8 protein-coding genes and 1 pseudogene are annotated in these 20113 nt (G+C 63.1%); all 9 read left to right on the top strand.

All coding sequences use genetic code 11. The features are described 5' to 3' along the window. The first annotated feature begins 1 nt into the window (after position 1). Positions 2 to 406 (top strand): ExbD/TolR family protein, encoded by a 405-nt coding sequence (locus MJ605_RS14535; protein ID WP_243042264.1) that lies wholly within the window; start codon positions 2 to 4, stop codon positions 404 to 406. 17 nt (positions 407 to 423) lie between these two features. Further along, entirely contained in the window at positions 424 to 1095 is a 672-nt protein-coding gene (locus tag MJ605_RS14530) for an energy transducer TonB (protein WP_243042263.1), read from the top strand. A 61-nt stretch (positions 1096 to 1156) separates the two neighbouring features. Further along, positions 1157 to 2917 (top strand): putative porin, encoded by a 1761-nt coding sequence (locus tag MJ605_RS14525; protein WP_243042262.1) that lies wholly within the window; start codon positions 1157 to 1159, stop codon positions 2915 to 2917. Positions 2918 to 2929: 12 nt separating this feature from the next. Further along, positions 2930 to 3553, top strand: a complete 624-nt coding sequence (locus tag MJ605_RS14520) for a DUF4407 domain-containing protein (protein ID WP_243042261.1) — start codon at positions 2930 to 2932, stop codon at positions 3551 to 3553. A 20-nt stretch (positions 3554 to 3573) separates the two neighbouring features. After that, on the top strand, positions 3574 to 3942 hold the full coding sequence (locus MJ605_RS14515) for a hypothetical protein (RefSeq protein ID WP_243042260.1): 369 nt from the start codon (positions 3574 to 3576) through the stop codon (positions 3940 to 3942). A 234-nt stretch (positions 3943 to 4176) separates the two neighbouring features. Then, positions 4177 to 17358, top strand: a complete 13182-nt coding sequence (locus tag MJ605_RS14510) for a filamentous haemagglutinin family protein (protein ID WP_243042259.1) — start codon at positions 4177 to 4179, stop codon at positions 17356 to 17358. 229 nt (positions 17359 to 17587) lie between these two features. Beyond that, complete coding sequence (locus MJ605_RS14505) at positions 17588 to 18022, top strand: hypothetical protein (RefSeq protein ID WP_243042258.1); 435 nt, start codon at positions 17588 to 17590, stop codon at positions 18020 to 18022. 263 nt (positions 18023 to 18285) lie between these two features. Next, a complete protein-coding gene (locus MJ605_RS14500; protein ID WP_243042257.1) occupies positions 18286 to 19572 on the top strand; it encodes a substrate-binding domain-containing protein in 1287 nt (428 codons plus the stop codon). 322 nt (positions 19573 to 19894) lie between these two features. Then, a pseudogene (locus MJ605_RS14495) lies at positions 19895 to 20113 on the top strand (type II secretion system protein GspE); the annotation flags it as partial.

The raw sequence follows: 20113 nt of genomic DNA, 5'->3' as shown, positions 1-20113 counted from the left end.
CATGCAGGTCCAAGACGACGACAAGCCCTACGACGACATCAACATCACGCCGATGCTCGACCTGGCGTACGTGCTGCTGGTGATCTTCATCATCATGACCACGGCCTCGGTGCAGGGCGTGAAGGTGAACCTACCCAAGGCCAGCGCCTCGGTCAGCCTGGCCAAGCCGCAGACCAAGGCCATCACCGTCTCCGACAGCGGGCAGATCTTCCTGGACGCGTTTCCGGTGACGCTGGGCGAGCTGGAGCAGCGGCTGCGCACGCAGAAGGCACTGACGCCCGACTTCCCGGTGATCGTGAAGGGCGACTCCAACGTGCAGTACCAGAAGGTGGTGGACATCCTCGACCTGCTGCGCCGGCTCGATCTTTCCCAGGTCGGCCTGGTCACCGGCAAGCAGCCGGGCTGATGGTGCGGAGACCTGCGATGAACGCATCGGCACCACGGAACGGGGGATGGAAACGCTGGCGCGGACGCCTTGCGGGCGGCGCGGCCATCGTGGCGGCGTTGCTGCTGCTGTGGCATTTCGCCGGGCACCAGGTGGGCGTGCGGCGTTCCGCGCCGCGCATCGCCACCATCACGCCATTGCCGCCGCCCCCGCCGCCCAAGGAAAAGCCGCCCGAGCCCAGGAAGGTCGAGGAGACCAAGCAGGAGCTGCCCAAGCCGAACGAGCCGATGAAGCCGGTCGAGGCGCCCAAGCAGGCGCCGGACCTGGCCAAGCAGGTGACCATCAATGGGCCGGCCCAGGCGGGCAACGACTCGTTCAACATCGGCGCGGGCGAGGGCGGCGGCATGGTCGGCAGCGGCGGCGGCAATGGCGTCGGCGGCGCCTCCTACGAACAGTACCTGGGCTATGCGCTGCAGCAGGCCATCCAACGCGACGACCGCACGCGCCGGCTCGCCTTCGAGGTGCAGGCCAGCCTGTGGATCGAGGCGGATGGTCGCATCTCGCGCGTCGAACTGATCACGCCCAGCGGCTCCGCCAACACCGACCGCGCCCTGCTCGACGTACTGCAGGGCCTGCACATCGATACACCACCACCACCGTCCATGCGCATGCCCGTGCGCGCGGCGATCCGCGGACGGCGGCCCACATGAACATCTCGTCCTTGTTCTTCCCTTGCTTGCCGCATGGCAACACCACGCCTTGGAGAAAGTCATGAGTTCCAGGAACGATCACTGCGCGGGCGCGCGCCTTCACCGGCGAGCCCTGTGCACCGCCGTCGCCGTGCTGCTGTCCGCCACGGGGACCGCGGCGCTGGCGCAGGACGCCGCGCCCTCGCCCAACGCGACCATCAACCTGATCCGCCTGATGGTGAAGAAGGGGCTGATCACCCAGGCCGACGCGGACGGGCTGATCGCCCAGGCCGACGCCGAGGCGGCGCAGGCGCGCAAGACCGCCGCCACGCAGGCCGCGTCGCCGCCGGTGGACGGCGCGCAGCCGGGCGACGTACGCGTGACCTACGTGCCGCAGAGCGTGCGCAACGAAATCCGCGACCAGGTCAAGCAGGAAGTCGTGGCCCAGGCCAAGAGCGAGCACTGGGCCACGCCCAATGCGCTGCCGGAATGGCTGGACCGCATCAGCTGGTCGGGCGACATCAAGGTGCGCGACGAGTCGTGGCTGTACAGCCGCAGCAACTCGCCGTACTTCATCGACTACGCCACGCTCAACCGCAATGGCCCGTTCGATATCAACAGCATCAGCCAGGGCGTGAACCCGCCCATCCTCAATTCCCAGCAGAACCGGATGAGCCTGCTGGACATGCAGGCGCACCTGGACCTGCACGCCAAGCTGGGCGACACCGTGTCCGTCGGCGTGCGCATCGGCACCGGCAACGACAACAGCCCGGTGTCCACCACCCAGGCGCTGGGCGGCGGGCTGGTCAAGAAGGACCTGTGGCTGGACCGCGCCTGGATCCGCTGGCAGCCGGTGCAGTGGGGCTCGCTGACCGCGGGCCGCATGGCCAATCCGTTCCTGGCCACCGACCTGATCTATTCGCCGGAACTGAACTTCGACGGCATCGCCGGCCAGTTCAAGCTGCCGGTTACCGACGGCATCGACGGCTTCGCCACGGTCGGCATGTTCCCGATCCAGTACACCGGCAACAACACGCCGAACCAGGCCTTCGGCTATGACAAGAACCACAGCAACGAGCGCTGGCTGTCGGCGGCGCAGATCGGCGCCAACTGGCAGATCGACGACGACATGAAGTGGAGCGCCGCGCTGGCCTACTACTTCTACGATGGCATGCGCGGCAAGCTCTCCGATCCGTGCCTGATCTACACCGGCGTGAACTACTGCAGCACCGACGACGACGCGCCGGCCTACATGCAGAAGGGCAACACGGTGTTCCTGCTGCGCGACATCGTGCCGGACCCGTCCTCGCCGAGCAATTACGCGCAGCCGCAGCTGGTGGGCCTGTCCTACGACTACCACCTGGCCAACTTCACCACCATGTTCGACTTCAAGATCGGCCAGACGCCCGCGCGCATCCAGGCCGACTACGTGCGCAACATGGCCTACCACGCGCGTGACGCCCTGACGCGCTATGCCAACGGGCTGGGCACGCCGGTCAACAACTACCAGGACAGCGACTCGCCCAACGAGACCGGCCCGTACAAGAGCGGTCCGGTCGGCTGGCTGGTGCGCGGCATCCTGGGCAACCCGACCCCCATGGCGGCCAACGACTGGAACGTCACCTTCGGCTACAAGTACCTGCAGCCGGATGCCGTGCTCGACGGCCTCACCGACGTCAACTTCCACCTCGGCGGCACCAACGCCAAGGGCTTCATCTTCAGCGCGGACTACGGCATCGCCACGCGCACCTGGCTTTCGGCGCGCTACTACAACGCCAAGCAGGTGTACGGCTCGCCGCTGTCCATCGACGTGGTGCAGCTCGAGATCAACGCCAAGTTCTGACGGAGGCCATCCATGAAGCAGATGTCACGACTGGCGCTCGCGCTCGGCCTGCTCGGCATGGCCGGCGGCATCCACGCGCAGAGCCTGGAAGAACAGTTGCGCAGCCAGCTGCGCGATGCCCGCAGCCAACTGCAGGACCTGCAGAACGAGCAGGCCGGCTGGCAGGCACAGAAGGCCGCCGCCGAGGGCGAGCGCGACCAGGCACGCAAGGCGCTGGAACAGGCCCAGGCCGAGCTGGCTCGCTACAAGTCCGGCGCCGCCGGCAGCGGCGCCGCGCTCGCCGCCGAGCGCGAGGCGCGCCAGCATGCGGACGAGGCGCTGCAGCAGGGCCGCGCCGAGGCGGCGACCACCTCGGCGCGCCTGCAGGAGCAGCAGGCGCGCAATGCCACGCTCACCACCCAGCTCGACCAACTGCATAAGGAGCTGGGTACCTGCGCCGCGCGCAACGAGGCGCTCTACAAGGTGGGCAGCGAAGTGGTCGATGCCTATGAGCACCTCGACGTCGGTTCGGTGCTGTCGGCGCGCCAGCCGTTCGCGGCGGCGGCCCGGGTCAAGTTGGAGAACGCCGCGCAGGCCTATGGCGACCGGCTCTACGAGCAGCGCTACCGGCAGCCGGCGGAGACGGCGCAGCCATGAACGGCGCAAGGGGCGCGCGCATGCCGTCCCGCCGTTCGCCGCCGTGGCGCCGCTGGGCATGGGCCGGCGTCATGGTGGTCGCCGGCCATGCCTGGGCGCAGCAACCGGCCTCGCCGCCCAGTTGCGTGGACGTCAGCATCAACCAGCATGCCGTGCTGGCCTTCGACTGCCTGAGCCGTGCGCTGTCGCCCGCGCCGGCAGCGACCGCCGCGCGGACCATGCCGATGGACAGCGTGGTCGGCGAGCCCTCCAACCGCCAGGTCGGCCAGTACAACTTCTCCGCGCTGAGCCATCGCATGGGGTCCAACCTGGGCAAGTCCGTGCTGCCGCAGCGCCCGCCGCCGAGCTACCCGGCGCCACCCGCGGTCTCGTTGCCGGCCGGGCATTAGGCCATGCGCGGGCCTGTCCACGGCGGCACGGAGGTGAAGCTTTGGTGTCAACGCCCGCCATGCCGGCGTGTGGCTGGGGCGATCGATGAAGTTTTGGTGACAACGGTTCAGTCGCGCCGCGCACTGGGCGTCTTATTGCCGAAGCGGGGCGTCTTTTTTCGACGGGCTTCCGTCGGGGTCCCAAGCGGCCCGGGATGCGCTTGTAGCCAATGAACGACAGGGGATGAAGGTCTCGTGAGCAAGCCGGTCAAGTCGCAGCAGGGTTCCAGCATATCGTCTCGCACCGTCTTGGGACGCCGTCCCCTGGCGCAGTGGATCGCCGCCGCGCTGGCGATGGGCGCGGCCATGCATGCGCAGGCCGGCACGCCGCCGCCGCTGAGCCAGGCCTGGCTGGCCGGCCAGCGCACCGCGCCGACGGCGCCGGTACCGGGCAGCGCGGCGCCGGGCGCGCCGGACATCAGCGGCATCGCCGCGCAGACCTCCGGCCAGCTGCTGCAGCAGCGCGTGGTGCAGCAATCCATCGCCAACCTCAACAATGCCGCCGCCGCCGTGGCGGCGCAGATGAGCGCGCAGCAGGCCGCCCAGCAGGCGGCGCAGCAGCTGTCCTCGCCGGTGCCCGACGGCATCACGGCGGGCGGCCTGCAAGTGGCCGCCGGCGTCGCCAGCAATCCGCTGCTGTGGCAGAACGCCAACGCGCCGACGCAGACGGCGGCCGGCGGCAAGACCACGGTGGAAGTGAAGCAGACCGCCCAGAAGGCCATCCTCACCTGGGACAGCTTCAACATCGGCCGCAACACCACGCTCTACTTCAACCAGAGCGGCGGCACCCAGTCCGACGGCAGCAACAACTGGATCGCGCTCAACCGCATCCAGGACCCCAGCGGCTCGCCCAGTCAGATATTCGGCCAGATCAAGGCCGAGGGCACGGTCTACCTGCTCAACCGCAACGGCATCCTGTTCGGCGCCGGCAGCCAGGTGAATACGGGGTCGCTGCTGGCCAGCTCGCTCGACCTGTTCAGTAGCGACGTCGCAACGAGCAATGCCAGCTTCATCAGCGGGGGCATCAACACCTCGGCTGCCACCGCTGGATTCCTGGTGAACGGCATTTTTTCCGACGGACGCAATCACGACGTCGTGATTGAGAAGGGCGCATCGATCACGACAGGCCCACAGGGCTTTGCGCTGGTCGCGGCACCCAATGTGTCCAATGCGGGTTCGATCATTGCCGACGACGGGCAGGCGATATTGGCGGCGGGTACGCAGTTCGGCAATGCCAACAGCGGGAGTTCCAGCCAGTCTCTACTGGTGACCAACACGGGTTCCGGCATCAACGGGGCGTCGCACGTGCCCAGCACGGCGACGAATACAGGTCTTGTGCAGGCGCGGCGTGGCCTGGTGCAGATGCTCGGCTACAACGTCACCCAGTCCGGCGTGGCATTGGCTTCGACCAGCATCAGCTACCCCGGCAGCATTGATCTTGAGGCCGGCGATGGGGCCAATCGCCCCTTGAGCGGACCGACTACTTATGTTCACCATGGTTCGCTGGTGCTAAGCCCGGGGTCGGTCACCGCAATTCTTCCCGAGAAAGATGGTAGCACCACATCCTCCACGGCTGCCGCGGACGCGGCGTTCCAAGGGAGTAGTATTTCCTTGGCCGGCGGCATGGTCACCCTGCAGTCTGGTTCCCTGCTGGAGGCGCCCAGCGCGACCCTCTCGGTGGTTGCTGCGGCGGATACGGTAGACACGAGGCCCACCGCGGGCCGCATCTATATCGATGATGGCGCCGTTGTCGATGTCTCCGGCCTCGCCAACGTCAGCTTGCCCATGTCGGCGTTGTTGGTCAGCGTGCCCCGCATCGGCCAGAACGAGCTGGCCGACTCGCCGTTGTTGCGGAACAGTTTCCTCTACACGCAGAAGAACGTGCTGGTGGATAGCACGCAGAGCGGCACGCGCGCGGATGGCCTGGACTGGGTAGGCAGCCCCATTCTCAACGTGGCCGGCTACGTGCAGAACGTGCCGCGCGACATCACACAGATGATGACCAAGGGCGGCGATATTTCGCTCAACGGTTCGGAAGTCATCGTTCGCAGCGGCGCCCAGCTCAATCTCGATGGCGGCTATATTGCATACCAAGCGGGTTGGGTGACCACGCCCAATCTGCTGGGTGCCAACGGGCGCGTCTACAACATTGCCGATGCCGATCCCAATATGGATTACGTGGGATTTGCCGGCAACTTCACGGTGGATCACGCGCGCTGGGGCATCACCGAGTACTACAACAATCCACTGCTTGCCGGCGTAGGGCGTTGGGATCCCGGATTTATCGTCGGCAGCGATGCGGGATCACTCACGGTCTCGACCGGCGCTGCGCTGGCGCTGGATGGCGACATCACAGCACAGGCATTCGCAGGCCGCGACCAGGTAGGTCAGGGTAAGCAACCGGACGGTGGCAGTTTCGATCTTTCATCGGGTAACACGATCTATTATCAGCGCGCCAACTATGCCAGCGGCGTCCTTCTGCAGCAGTCTGCGTTGATGCTGGAGGATCGCGTTCCCGATTTCGATGCCCAGACGCCGTGGGATGCTGTGCTGGCTGCCCAGCCGGCGGACACGACCAGCGATCAGGATCTCCATTATTGGGTTTCCGTATCCGCCGATATGATACGCGACGCCGGCTTCTCGCACTTCAGCGTCCTCGGAAGTGGGAATGGGCAGATCGTTGAGCAGGTAGGTACACAGCTTAGCGTGATGCCGGGGGGAAGCATCGCGCTGAACGGTTCGCACATCGACATATTTGGCGCGCTGAGCGCGCCTTCGGGTTCCATTTCGATTACCTCGTCCGGACCAGCCAATTTCGCGGCGTTGCCACAAGGCCTTTTGGTTGATCCCGATGCCAAGGACGACGGCAACATTACGATTGGTTCTGGAGCAACGCTGAGCACGCGTGGCCTGTGGGTGAATGATGGTGGCAAGTCGGCGGATTCGTTGATCGGCGACCGCTACATCGATGGCGGAAGCATCTCCCTCACCACGCAGCAGGCACTTGCCGCCGGTCTCAATCGAACCAACATCGACGGCACGGGCTCCATCATCCTGCAGCAGGGCAGCATGCTGGATGTGTCGGGCGGCGGCTATGTCAATACGGACAATCAGGTCGAGCTCAATCAGGGCGTGCCGGTGGGGCATGGCGGCGATGTGTCGCTGTCGACCTATGCGAAGGTCAACGGGTTGGACCTGTTCACCAATCAGGCCGCGCCGGCTGCGTTGGACAGCGGTTCGCTGGTTCTCGATGGAGCCATCCAGGGCTACGGTTTCAGTGGCGGCGGCACGTTGAGCCTGGGGGCTGCGTCCATCACGATTGGCGGCGATCCCAATACCGTGCCGTTGTCGAACGGCCTTTACCTTGATCCATCGTTCTTCAGCGGAAAGGGCTTTGACAACTATGCGCTGACGGCGATCACCGATGGCGTGATCGCGCCGGGCACGCAGATTCATGTGTCTCGCAACAACTTCCTGCCGAACTACCAGGCACTGCTGGTCGCGCCTACGGGAGCGGACCTCTATGCCACGGACGCTGCACATCCGGAGGGCACTTACGCATCGATCGGTACGCTGGACGCTTATCACCGCTACGTCACCCGTGACACGTCGGACGGTCACGGACCGGGCTTCTCATTGAGTAGCGGCAGCTATCTCGATTGGAACGGGTCGCTGCCCACGCTTACGCCCACACCAGCACCGGTCTACGCAGGCGTAAGCGGCTCGGTCATCTTGGGGCAGGGCTCAAGCATCACGACGGATGCGGGCGGCAGCGTTGGCCTGGCGGGAACGCAGGCGACCACGGTGCTGGGCAGTATCCAGGCGCCCGGCGGCGACATCAGTATCGCCACCAATCGACTGAATCGCCCCCAAAACCTGCCGGCCGTGACGCCGGAGGTATGGCTGGGCGCGTCCGCCGTGCTGGATGCGTCAGGTGTTTCGCTGGTCAATCCATGGGCTGGCGCCGTCAATGGAATCAGTTCCACCGGAGGATTGCTCGGCCAGGGTATTCCCCGGACGGGCCTGGTGCTCGATGGCGGCAACGTTTCGCTGACCGGCAACGGCGGCTACGTGGTGGCCCAGCAGGGCAGCATCATCAATGTGTCGGGTGCTTCCGATCAATACGATCTGCCAGCCAGCGGCAGCTTCCTTGGTGGAACAAGCCAGTATGTGAGCACGCCGGTGTGGAGCGACGCGGGTAGCATCGATCTCGCTGCTCAGGCGGGCTTGTTCTTCGATGCGGACCTCGCTGCCCATGGCGGCGCCGCCGATGCCGAAGGCGGTAGCCTTAGCATCATCGGTCTCACGCGTAGCAATACGGCGCAGACCTCCGCACCGGTGTCTACCGCCATCGTGTTTCAGCAGTCGGGCGACCTGGTGCCCGCGGCATGGGCACCCGGTGCGGTGGCCGAGCAAGGTGGCGTCCCTTCGGGCGTGCTGCATTTTGCGGTTGACCGCCTGACAAATTCCGGGATCACCTCGTTGGTCGTGGGGCCGGACCCGACAGACACCACCACTGGCGGGTTACACCAAAGCGTCCTGCCTCTTGTGTTTTCGGGTGATGTGAATCTTTCGCTGGGGCGCTCCTTCTCTGCCAACGTGGCCACCGTTCAGGCGGTTCCTGCGGGAACTGCCACGTCCATGGCGGGCGCTGGCTATACCGCCGGTAACGGCAGCGTGCAGATCAGCGCGCCGTATGTCAGTCTCCTTGGAAGCTTGGCGCTTGCCGCGGCTCCGGTAGCCCAGGCGGGCGACGGAACGCTTCGGGTCAATGCGGATTTCATCGACCTCGGCGGCTGGCTCAACCTGCAGGGCTGGGCAAATGCCGATTTCACATCCAGTGGTGATATCCGTTTCTACGCGCCGCCTATCCTGGCGTATTCCGGCGGTGAAGAGAAAGCGGGTCTGTTGTTCACCACGGGTAACCTGCAATTCCAGGCGGCGCAGGTCTATCCCGCCAGTGACTACGCGTTCGTCGTAGACGCCAATGCTTCGGGCCTCAAGGATGCCTCGGGGCAGGCGTTGTCGACCACGGTGACGTTCCTGCCCAATGGCAGCAGCACCGCGCCGCTTTCGGCAGGCGGTGGGTTGCTGGTTGCCGCAGACCATATCGAACAGCTCGGCACGCTGCGGGTGCCCTCGGGCACGCTGGTGCTTGGCGTGAGTGACCCTGCTGCGCAGGCCGTGGCCTTTGGTATTGATCCCAAGCTGTATCCGCTTGCTGTCACCCAGTCGGTGCATCTTGCGCCGGGCAGCCAGACCTCTGTGTCGCTGGATGGCCAGACCGTTCCGTTCGGCACCACGGTGGACGGTCTCGAGTGGCGCTACAGCGGAGACCCAGCCAACGATTCGACTGACCTGACGGCGGCACCCGCCAAGCAGATCGAGATCAACGGCAGTGCGCTGTCGTTGGATGCGGGCGCTGGCATCGACGTGTCCGGTGGCGGTCACCTGCAGGCTTCCGAATGGGTAGCGGGTACGGGCGGCTCGCGCGATGTACTGGCGCAGTACCAGACCAGCTACGAAAACAGTACCAGCGGCGCGCAGGTGCCGCAGTACGCGGATGGCCGCGCCATCTACGCGATTCTGCCGGGTTATTACTCGCCGGTTGCACCGCACGATGCGGCATTCGACAAGTTGGGCAATGCCGCTCCACAGGTGGGCCAGCAGGTGTACCTGTCAGGTGCGCCAGGACTTCCCGCGGGCTACTACACATTGCTTCCCGCACAGTACGCGACGCTTCCCGGTGCCTACCGCGTGGTGCAGGACACCAGTGCCGCGGACACGGTGCTTGGCCGCAATGCGGTGCAGGCCGACGGCACACTCAGCGTCAACGGCTATTTCGCCGATGGCCTGACCGGCGCGCGCTCAGCACGCAACACGACCTTCCTGCTGCAATCAGCGCAAGTGTGGCAGCAGTATTCGCAGTACACCCTCACCGATGCCGATACCTACTTCGCCAATCTGGCTTCCAAGAGCGGGCTGGTTGCACCGCCTGCCGTAGCCGATGCGGGACGCATCGCACTGGCCGCCACACAGACACTCAACCTCGGTGCGACGTTGACGGCGACACCGGCCACGGGCGGCCGGGCCTCGCTGGTGGACATCTCGGCCAAGGCCATCGATATCGTCGATGCAGGCCAGACGGGCGATGACGGTTATCTGACCTTGTCGGTGGATGGGCTCAATGCGCTTGGCGCAGGCAGTCTCCTGATCGGCGGTTCGCGGCAGTTTACTGACGATGGCTATCAGGTCACCGCCTCGGCGGATAGCGTGGTGCTGTCCAATGATGCCGCGCACCCGCTGCAGGGGCCGGAGATTCTGCTGACGACGAACGGTGCCGGCAATCCGGGGGCGCAGGGTGTGGTGCTGCAAAATGGCAGCGCCTTGCTCGCCACCGGAAACGGTTCGGGCGGCGCAAGCATTCCGCTGATTTTCGGCCAGATGGCCGGGACCGACGCTGCGGGCAATGCGATCGCGGCTGTCGATGGCGATGGCGCGCTGCTACGTGTTTCGCAAAACGGCGCAGCGAGCGTGGTGCGCAATAGCACCTCCGCTGCTGGTGTAGGCCAGCTCACCATTGGCGCCGGGGCACGCGTGGACGGCGGAAACGCGCTGACGCTCGACGCTACCGGCGCCACCACCGTGGATGCCTCGGCGGCGTTGTCGGCGCAGGCCATCGACAGCTACAGCAATCAGGTGTCGTTCGTGGGCAGTGATGCTTCGCTCACGCCCGGCACCGGCGGTTTCGTGATCGGCGCCGATACACTCAGTCTGCTGGTTAATACACAAAGCCTGACCCTGCGCAGCCGCGGCAATATTGGTTTCTACGGCGACGTGGACATCGATCTACCGCATGACCTGAGCCTCAGCGGCGGCACGTTCACCAGCGATGGCGGTGCGGTGGTTATCCAGGCGGATCATTTGAGCCTGTCCAACGATCTTGGCGCCAACAGCGCCGCGTTCTCGGCCGGTAACGGCCAGCTCTCGATCCGCGCGAACGAATTGGATTTTGGCAATGGCAGCACGGGCCTGAGCGGCTTCGGCAGTTTCAACGCCACGGCTGCGCAGGGTGTGAAGGGGCAGGGCGTCGGTACGTTCAACTTCGGTGCGATCGACGTCAACCTCACCACGCCGTGGCTGTTGGCCGACAACGCAGCCAACATCGCGCTCACCACCACAGGCGCCATCAACGTCGTCGGCACGGCAGGCGCCACGCCGGCGGACATCATGGGCGGCGCCCTGCAACTGACCGGCGGTTCCGTTGCCATCAATACCAACGTAGCGGCGCCCGCGGGCAACCTGACCATCGAGGCGACCAGCGGCGACGTTACGCTCGGAAGCGGTGGCAGGCTTTCCGTTGCCGGCATCAACAAGACGTTCTATGACACCACCACCTATGCGCCGGGTGGTGCCCTCGCCATCACCTCCGATCATGGGGCGGTGATTTTGGCGCAGGGTTCGTCGCTCGATTTCTCCGGTGCCAGTGCCGGTGGCGATGCGGGTAGCCTCACGGTTCAAGCGGGAACGCAGGCGACCTTCGGTGGTGCGTTATCCGGTGGCGCCACGAGTGGTTATCGCCCAGGTTACTTTACCTTGGGCAGCGGTGATGCCGTTGATCTCGATGGGTTGGTGGATATCGCCGCCAATGCAGGGGCGACAGGGCTGTTCCAGGTCAGCACGAGTGCGGGCAACCTTGAACTTTCTGCTGGCCACACGCTGACCGCGCAGCGCGTGTATCTGAGCGCGAATGGAGTCGGTACGGACGATGGCCAGGTGCTGATCGACGGCACGGTGAATGCCGGCGGCCAGTCCGGTAGCAGCATCGCCTTGTTCGGCAACAACGGCGTCGATATCGAAGGCAGCCTGATCGCGACCAGCAGCATTCCTGCGCAACGTGGCGGCACGGTGACGCTGGGCACCGGTGGAACGCCGGGTACGGGCACCAACGCCACCTATGGTTATGAGGATGTCTCTTCCGACGCGTCCGGCTATATCCATGTGGGTAGCCAGGCAGTGATCGATGTGTCGGGCGGCTCCGCCGATGCTTTCTCCGGTGGCTCGGTGAGCATGCGCGCGCCGCTGCTTTCAGACGGCGATGTGCATATCGCCGTGGACAACGCCTCCTCGATCAAGGGGGCGCGCGTCGTCACCATCGAACCATATGCCGTCTGGAGCACCAAGGACACGTCTGCGGATGCAACCAAGCACTTCGATGGGCTGATCGACCCGGCCGGCTGGTACAACCCCGATGGCAGCATGGTGCCGGGCACCTGGGCGGATGCATCGGGCAAGATCCTGGCTGCACCGGCCGATGCCGCAACGCTGACCCAGTACCTGCAGAACGATTACTTCATTCCCGATAGCGTGAACGCCTCGCACGCGAGCTTCTACGGCTATATCGATGGAGATGCCAGCAAGGGTGCTGGCACGCTGATGTCGTACGTACAGCAGCCCGGCTACGGCTTCGGCAATCGCTATGCCGGTATCGCCAACGTGCAGGTTCGCCCCGGCATCGAGCTGGACAACCCGTCCGATGGCACGCAACAAGGCAAGATCTCCGTACTTACCAATTGGAACCTCGGCGCAGGCACCACGCGGACCGACGGCAGCATCGTGTTGGCCTATCGCTACCAGGGACTCGCTCCGATTCTCACGGTGCGGGCGGCCGGAGACCTGGACGTCCAGGCCAGCATCACCGACGGGTTCTATCAGCAGAACGATGGCGCGACGCTGGCCAACCCTCCGCCACCGCCGCCGCCGCCAGTGTCCGACAACGGTTACGGAGAGGCCTTGTCGGCCTACCAGTCGACCCAGCAATACCTGGACGCGAACAATATCTGGAACGGCACGATCAACCTGAGGGCGGGCACGGCGGCGCAAGGCGCCACGCCGGGCGGCGGTACGATCAATATCACCAGCGATCCGTACTACCAGGCCATCCAGGCGCCGCTGGCCGACCAGTCGGCCAACTACTATACGAATTACGGGCAGTATATCGGTGACATTGGCAAGGGAGCCACGGGCAGTTGGTCCTACGACTTCAACTACATCAACAACACCGCGAGCCGGTATTTCCTGGCCTATTCGCCCACAACCCTGGTGGCGCCGCAGCCGGGTGCTTACACCGACTACGCTGATTATGTATCGGCCTACCAGAAGTGGTTGCAGGCCAACTTCGCTGCCGCGCCTATCGCCAAGAAGAGTACGACGCCCTCGCCGTTGTTGTTGCCGATCGATTCGGACTATAGCGACTACACGACCGACTACGCGTCTTACATCACGGGTCACAAGGCCTATTACACCTATATATTCCAGCGCGTGGGTTCGGCGGCCACCGGTGTCCAACTGTTCTATGCGCCGTTCGCACCGGCCCCTGATGCTGTCGATCCGGCTTATGCAAAGGCCTTGTCCGACTACCAGTCGACCCAGCAATACCTGGACGCGAACAATATCTGGAACGGCACGATCAATCTGCGTGCAGGCACGGCAGCGCAAGGTGCCACCCCAGGCGGCGGCACGATCAATATCACCAGTGACCCGTATTACCAGGCCATCCAGGCGCCGCTGGCTGGGCAGTCGGCCAACTACTACACGAACTATGGGGAATATATCGGCGACATCGGCAAGGGAACCACGGGCACCTGGTCCTACGACTTCAACTACATCAACAACACCGCGAGCCGGTATTTCCTGGCCTATTCGCCCACAACCCTGGTGGCGCCGCAGCCGGGTGCTTACACCGACTACGCTGATTATGTATCGGCCTACCAGAAGTGGTTGCAGGCCAACTTCGCTGCCGCGCCTATCGCCAAGAAGAGTACGACGCCCTCGCCGTTGTTGTTGCCGATCGATTCGGACTATAGCGACTACACGACCGACTACGCGTCTTACATCACGGGTCACAAGGCCTATTACACCTATATATTCCAGCGTGTGGGCTCGGCGACTACCGGTGTCCAGCTGTTCTATGCGCCATTCGCACCGGCCGCCAATGCCTCGACGCCAGATGGCGGGAATCCCACATCGATCGATGTCCCGGCCAGCGCGGCGAACAATAGCCCATCGAATATGCCGTCGCTGGGCAGCCCGGCCTCGCTGGCGTCGGCGACGCTGCTGGGCGGGTCCAGCACATCCTATCGCCTCGTGGCAGGTGCTGATGCCGGGTCGGTCGATCCGCTCGCCACCATCGCCGGCGCAGGCAATGTGACGTTCGACGGCCATTTTGCCGTGGTGGATACGCTCACGCCGCCAACGAACCCCACCAGTGTCTACAACGGCAAGACCATGCTGTTGCCAACCACGGTGCGTACGGGTAGCGGTTCCATCGATATCGCGTCGGGTGGCGACATTGATTGGCTTGATGCCAGTTCTCCGGCGGTGGTGTATACGGCGGGCGTGCCAGCAGAAGGTACGGCGGTGAGCACCGATGTGTCCGTCATCCGTCCGTTCTGGTTGGCACCGGCGAACGATATGAACCTGCCGGACATGCTGAGTACCGGGCAGGTTAATCCGGTGCAGGGCGGCGACCTGAGCCTTGCCGCCCAAGGTGACATCAACGCCATTCAGAATGTCGTTGATGTCACCGGTAAAGTCACCAAGGGAGCAGTGGGTACCAATATCTCGCAGTACTGGTGGCAGTGGATGCAGACCGGCAATGCGGCCGATGGCAGCGCGTCGTCCATCAATTTCGCCAATTTCGGCCAAGGTGTGATGAGTGTTGGCGGTAATGTGTCGGTGACGGCTGGTGGGGACATCAGCCAGCTTTCCGTGTCGTTGCCGACCACCTGGTACGCCAATGCGGACAAGACAGGCATCACGACAGTGGGCGGCGGCAACCTCAACGTTGCGGCTGGCGGTGACATCCTCAGTGGCACGTATTTTGTCGCCAAGGGAACTGGCGATATCCAGGCTGGGGGCCAAATCGGCAGTGACTTCAGCTACACCGTGCCATCCGCGAGTGTCTATTATGGTGGCATCTCAAGTGACGTATCGACGCTACTTGCCGCGCAGGACGCGCAGTTCGACGTGCAGGCACGCCTAGGAGCGGATATCGGCGGCATCTACAACCCGTCGTATCTTGCCGGCAGCATAAATAATCCCACCACTCCGATCAGTAAAGTCCTGCCTGCTCGTCAATTCGACTCGCAGAGCTACAGCGCCGATTCGTCCGTACAAGTGAGTGCGACGCAAGGCGACGTCGTGCTCGACAGCCTCAGCGTGCCGGGCATGCTGTTTGATTCCGGCAATGCACAGGTCAAGGGTGATCCAGGTCTCGATCCTGGTTCGATCCTGCCTTCCGCGCTCAGCTTGCAGGCGTTGGGCGGCAGCGTAGACGTGCGGGGTGCAGGCGCCTTGTATCCGTCGGCAACGGGCAACTTGACCCTGCTGGCGGCCGACAACGTCCTGCTGAGCCAGCAGGTCTACACCATGCAGTACGGCGGCACATCGACCTACGGCTTTGGCCTGATCGACGCGCCGGCCGACACGCTTCCTTCAGCACTTGAGCCTTTTGGAGTGAACGGCACGTCGAGTTTCGCCAACCTGTGGCAGGGCGGTTATCTCTATGGACAAAACCCGAATCTGCTGCATTCGGCCGATCCGCTGCACGCGGACGAAAGCGAGCCGGTCAGGATCTACGCATTGCAAGGTGATCTTACCGACGGCATAACAGCGTCCAGTGGCCTGGTATACCGTTCGTTGCTGCTGATGCCCAACAAGCCCGCGCTGGTATATGCCGGCAGGGATATCTCGAACCTGTCCTTCGCTGGACAGCAGCTGAGGGATGCCGACGTCACGCGTATTGTGGCTGGTCGCGACATTTACGACACGCAGATTCCCAAGACCTTCACTGCAGGAAACAAAACGGATCGAAGCGCCTACGTGCTTGTTCCAGCATTGTTGCTGGGTGGCCCCGGCAGTTTCCTGGTGCAGGCGGGACGCAATATCGGCCCGCTGGCAAACCAGACGGAGGTCGTCGGCAGTGTCGGGTTGCGGACCATCAACGGTGGTGGCTACACAGGCATCGACAGTGTTGGAAACCAACTTAACCCATACTTGCCTCACGAGAGTGCGGATATCGATGTGCTCTACGGCGTCGGCCCCGGTGTTGCGGTCGACAGTTTCATCGCAAGCTATGTGGATGGAACCACCGATGGCGTCAACCTGATGCCCGAGCTTGTCGATTTCATGGAACGTCGCATGGCGGGACAGGGCATCGATACCGGCTTTGCCCAGGACAAGGTGGCGGTGAGCCTGGCGCCCGAGCAGGCGCGCGAGTTGTTCAACGAGCAGCCCGACTATGTGCGGCAACAGTTCGTCTCGCAGGCGCTGTTTTCCGTCCTTGCCCAGGTGGGTGCCGACTACAACAATCCATCCAGCCCTTATTTCGGCAAGTACGCCCGCGGCTACACCGCCATTGACACGCTATTCCCTGCATCGCTGGGATACACCTCCAACGGCAGTGGGCAGGGTGGCATCAACGGTGCCGCACAGACGGTGGATACTGGCGATCTGGATATCCGCAGCTCCACCATCCAGACCCAGCAAGGCGGCGACATCACCATTCTTGGGCCCGGTGGTCAAGCTTTGATCGGCAGCGCATCGGCACCGCCAGTGATCACGAATAGCCAGGGTCAGGTTGTCGCTGGCCCCAATAGCATGGGCCTGCTGACCCTGGAGCAGGGCAACATCAATGTGTTTACCGACCGCAGCGTGCTGCTGGCGCAAAGCCGCATCTTTACCGAGCAGGGCGGCGACCTGGTGATGTGGAGCTCCAACGGCGACATCAATGCTGGCCAGGGCGCCAAGACCACCGCGGAAATTCCGCCGCCGACCTACCTATGCGATATCGACGCGTGGTGCCGCATCGATGCGCGGGGCCAGGTAAGTGGCGCCGGCATCGCCACCTTGCAGACCATACCGGGCGCGCCGACGGGCAATGTCTACCTGATCGCCCCGCGCGGCACGGTGGATGCGGGCGATGCGGGCATCCGCGTCTCCGGCAACCTGATCGTGGCTGCCGCGCAGGTGGCCAATGCCGATAACATCCAGGTGCAGGGAGAGAAGATCGGCGTGCCGGTCGTGCAGGCTGTGAACGTGAGCGCGTTGAACGCAGCCAATGCGGCGGCCGGCGCGGTGACCAAGGCGGCCGAGGACATGTCGCGCCAGCAGCAGGACGATGCCCGCAGCAAGATGCCCTCGATCATCTCGGTACAGGTCCTGGGCTTCGGCGATGGCACCAGCGGCATCGATGACAAGGACAGGAAGGGGCGCTACGACCCCAGCAGCCCGGTACAGGTCCTGGGTGGCGGCGTGCTGAGCGCCAGGGCGAAAGAGCAACTGACCCCTGACGAGCGCAAGCGTTTGTTGCAATAAAGGATGATGTGGGGAATCCGGCGGTCTGGCCATGGAAGGCCACGGCCGATGATCCTCGTTTTCAAATAAATGGCTATGGCCTGCCGAATGGCCAGGGTTTCTTGTGGATTGTTATTTATTTATGCCTATGGCGTTAATGAGGGCGTAATCCACATCATGACATTGTATTTTATCCATTTGCGCTTTGGATGCACATGGATTCAAGGCGGATCGATTCGGTCGAATAAATATGGACAGTGGGTTCGACGAGCAGGATAAATCGTTTCGCGATCCAGGCGTGATCAGTCTGCCGCCCTTGGCTGAGGCTCTGCGGCAATTGCTGGAGGCGCGCCAGGAAAAGCTGGCCATGCGATTGCTCGACCAGTGCGATCGGGGGCTGGTCATGCGGCTTAACGGATTGTCCACTACCGAATTGCATGCACGCCTGCTGTGCCTGCTGAAAACCCGTCTGCGCCGCCGAATGGAACGTGGGACCTACGGCACGCGCAGTGTCCTGCTTGCCCTGGCGGGGGTACTCAATCTTTGGTGCCGCGAAGGGCGTCGCCATGCGATTCGTTGCGTGTTGCGCGAGATGTCGGACAGGGACCGCGATGCGCTGATGCGGAGTGGGGAGCTTGAAGTGGAGGTGGCTTCCATGCTGCGTGATCTCGATGCGTTGCTGTGAGCAGGTTGGCAATTCTGATTGTCTTGATTGCTTTTTTGTTCGTGATTTTTGATTTGATGTTTGTCAACGAAATGTGATTTTATTTCTGGATTATTTCTTGGTTTTACTTTTTATATCTCAAGGTCATGCAATGGACATTTATAGGTACATCTTGAATTAATCGATGCGTCATGGCGGCGGCGTAAAAAGATACGGCCTCCACTCCGGAGGTATTTATGCCAAGGGGTAATGTCATGATTTTCGGGTCTAATGGAAATACCCGCATGAAGACGCTCGCGGGTGCGCTCGTTCTCGGTATGGCCGCTGTTGCGTCGGCTCATGCCACGATCGTGGGCGGTGGCGCCACACTGCCTGCCATTGGTTATACCTTCGATGACGTCTCGCATCGCCTTCTGACGCCGCAGCCGGGCTCGCTCCTCGGCGAGTACACCACGGCTGGCAATCCGGCGGCCTCCTATTGCCAGACCGGCAGCGGCGCTGGCAAGAACATCCTTGCCGGTGGTTTGATCGGCAGCCCGGCTGTTAACTACAACGTGCAGAACACCTGCCCGGATAACCCGACGCCGACCGGTTTCGGTGCGGGTCAAGTGGGTCGCTCGGATCTGGCCCAGCCGAACTTTATTGGTGCGGATTCGCCGCTCGCCCTGAGCGACTACAATAATTACGTTGCCAACACCAGCGTCCACAGCGGTAGCTTCCCGGTGCAGTTCCCCTCCGTGGGAGGCGCCATTGCCATCGCCTTCAATAAGAATGATGTCAACGGCCAGCAGATCACCTCGCTGGATTTGGATGACAACACGATCTGTCAGATCTTCTCTGGCCAGATCACGGATTGGAGCCAAGTTTCCAGCAACGCTACCGGCCCGATCAGCGTTGTCTACCGTTCCGACGGTAGCGGCACCACGTTTGGCTTCAGCAACCATCTGTCGCAGGTGTGCGGCGGCACTCCGACTCAACACTTTGTGACCGATCAGGCTTTCAGCACGGTGGCTGGTGAGTTTTTTGCGAATGCCGTGTTGCCTAGCACTTGGAATCCGCAGAGCGGCAACCCGAACGTTGCCGGTACCATCGCCGCCACCGAAGGCACCATCGGCTATGTCGAAGCCGCGAATACCCTGCCGCCGGGTGCCGTATATGCTACGGTCAATGGTCTGGATCCGTTCAACGACTTCGGTAACAGCCCGCTGGATGTCAGTGCCAGCGTCTTGTACAACAAGGTCATCAACGGTGCTGAGAGCGGTACCGGTCGTCCGCATGTGGACGATCTCTCGACGCTCGTTTCCGGTGCGCCGACCAGCCAGTGCATCGCCCTCGTCGATCCGGACTCCTATGCCAATCCGGCTGGCTACCCGATCGTCGCCGTGTCGTACTTCCTGGCCAACAGCGCTCATAACGGTGCTGACACGACGGCCGTGCAGAACCTGATGTGGGCTCCGTACGACTCGAACATCATCCCCAACGTGTTCGCGATTGGTGGCGGTACGGGCCTGTCGTTCCTGAACGCTGGTCTGACGCAGGGCGCGGTGCAGGGCTGCATAGCCAGCATGTAATTAAGATCTTTGTTGCCGTGAAACGTGGGAGAGGTCTTGCACCTCTCTCACGCTTTTTGCCGTGAATGATTTGAGTGTTGCTGATATTGCAGTCTCCTTGAGGATGGTCGCGACTCAACGAGCATCCTCATTTTTTGAGTACGAATATCTGCTTGAATCCATTGATGCGAACTTTGCTTAAAGTCGAATCGTCGTCTGTATGAACCTGTAGACCTACGTTGAGCGTGAGAGAGCGAAGCGCTCTTTTCACGGGATTTTCCAAAAGGCAATCTGTCATCCTTTTATGGCAGCCTGCGATCGTTTACTGCGTACTGGATGGATCATGGCCTCGCAGGTTGTTAACCGTGTTCAACAGGACGCTTTTCCGGCAGACGAGTCCTTGCTCTTTCGCGTGCTGCTTTCGCGAGGAAGACTGAAGGAGTCGGATCTCACCCGCGCGCGCCGCCTGCACGAGGAATCCCCCGAGGGCACGCTGACCGCGCTGATGGCGCGGCTGGGGCTGGTGTCCGAGCGGGATCTGGCGGAGGCGTGGTCCGAGTTG

Source organism: Dyella sedimenti, assembly GCF_022760995.1.
Lineage (GTDB): Bacteria > Pseudomonadota > Gammaproteobacteria > Xanthomonadales > Rhodanobacteraceae > Dyella > Dyella sedimenti.
This window is presented reverse-complemented; position numbering and strand designations above follow the sequence as displayed.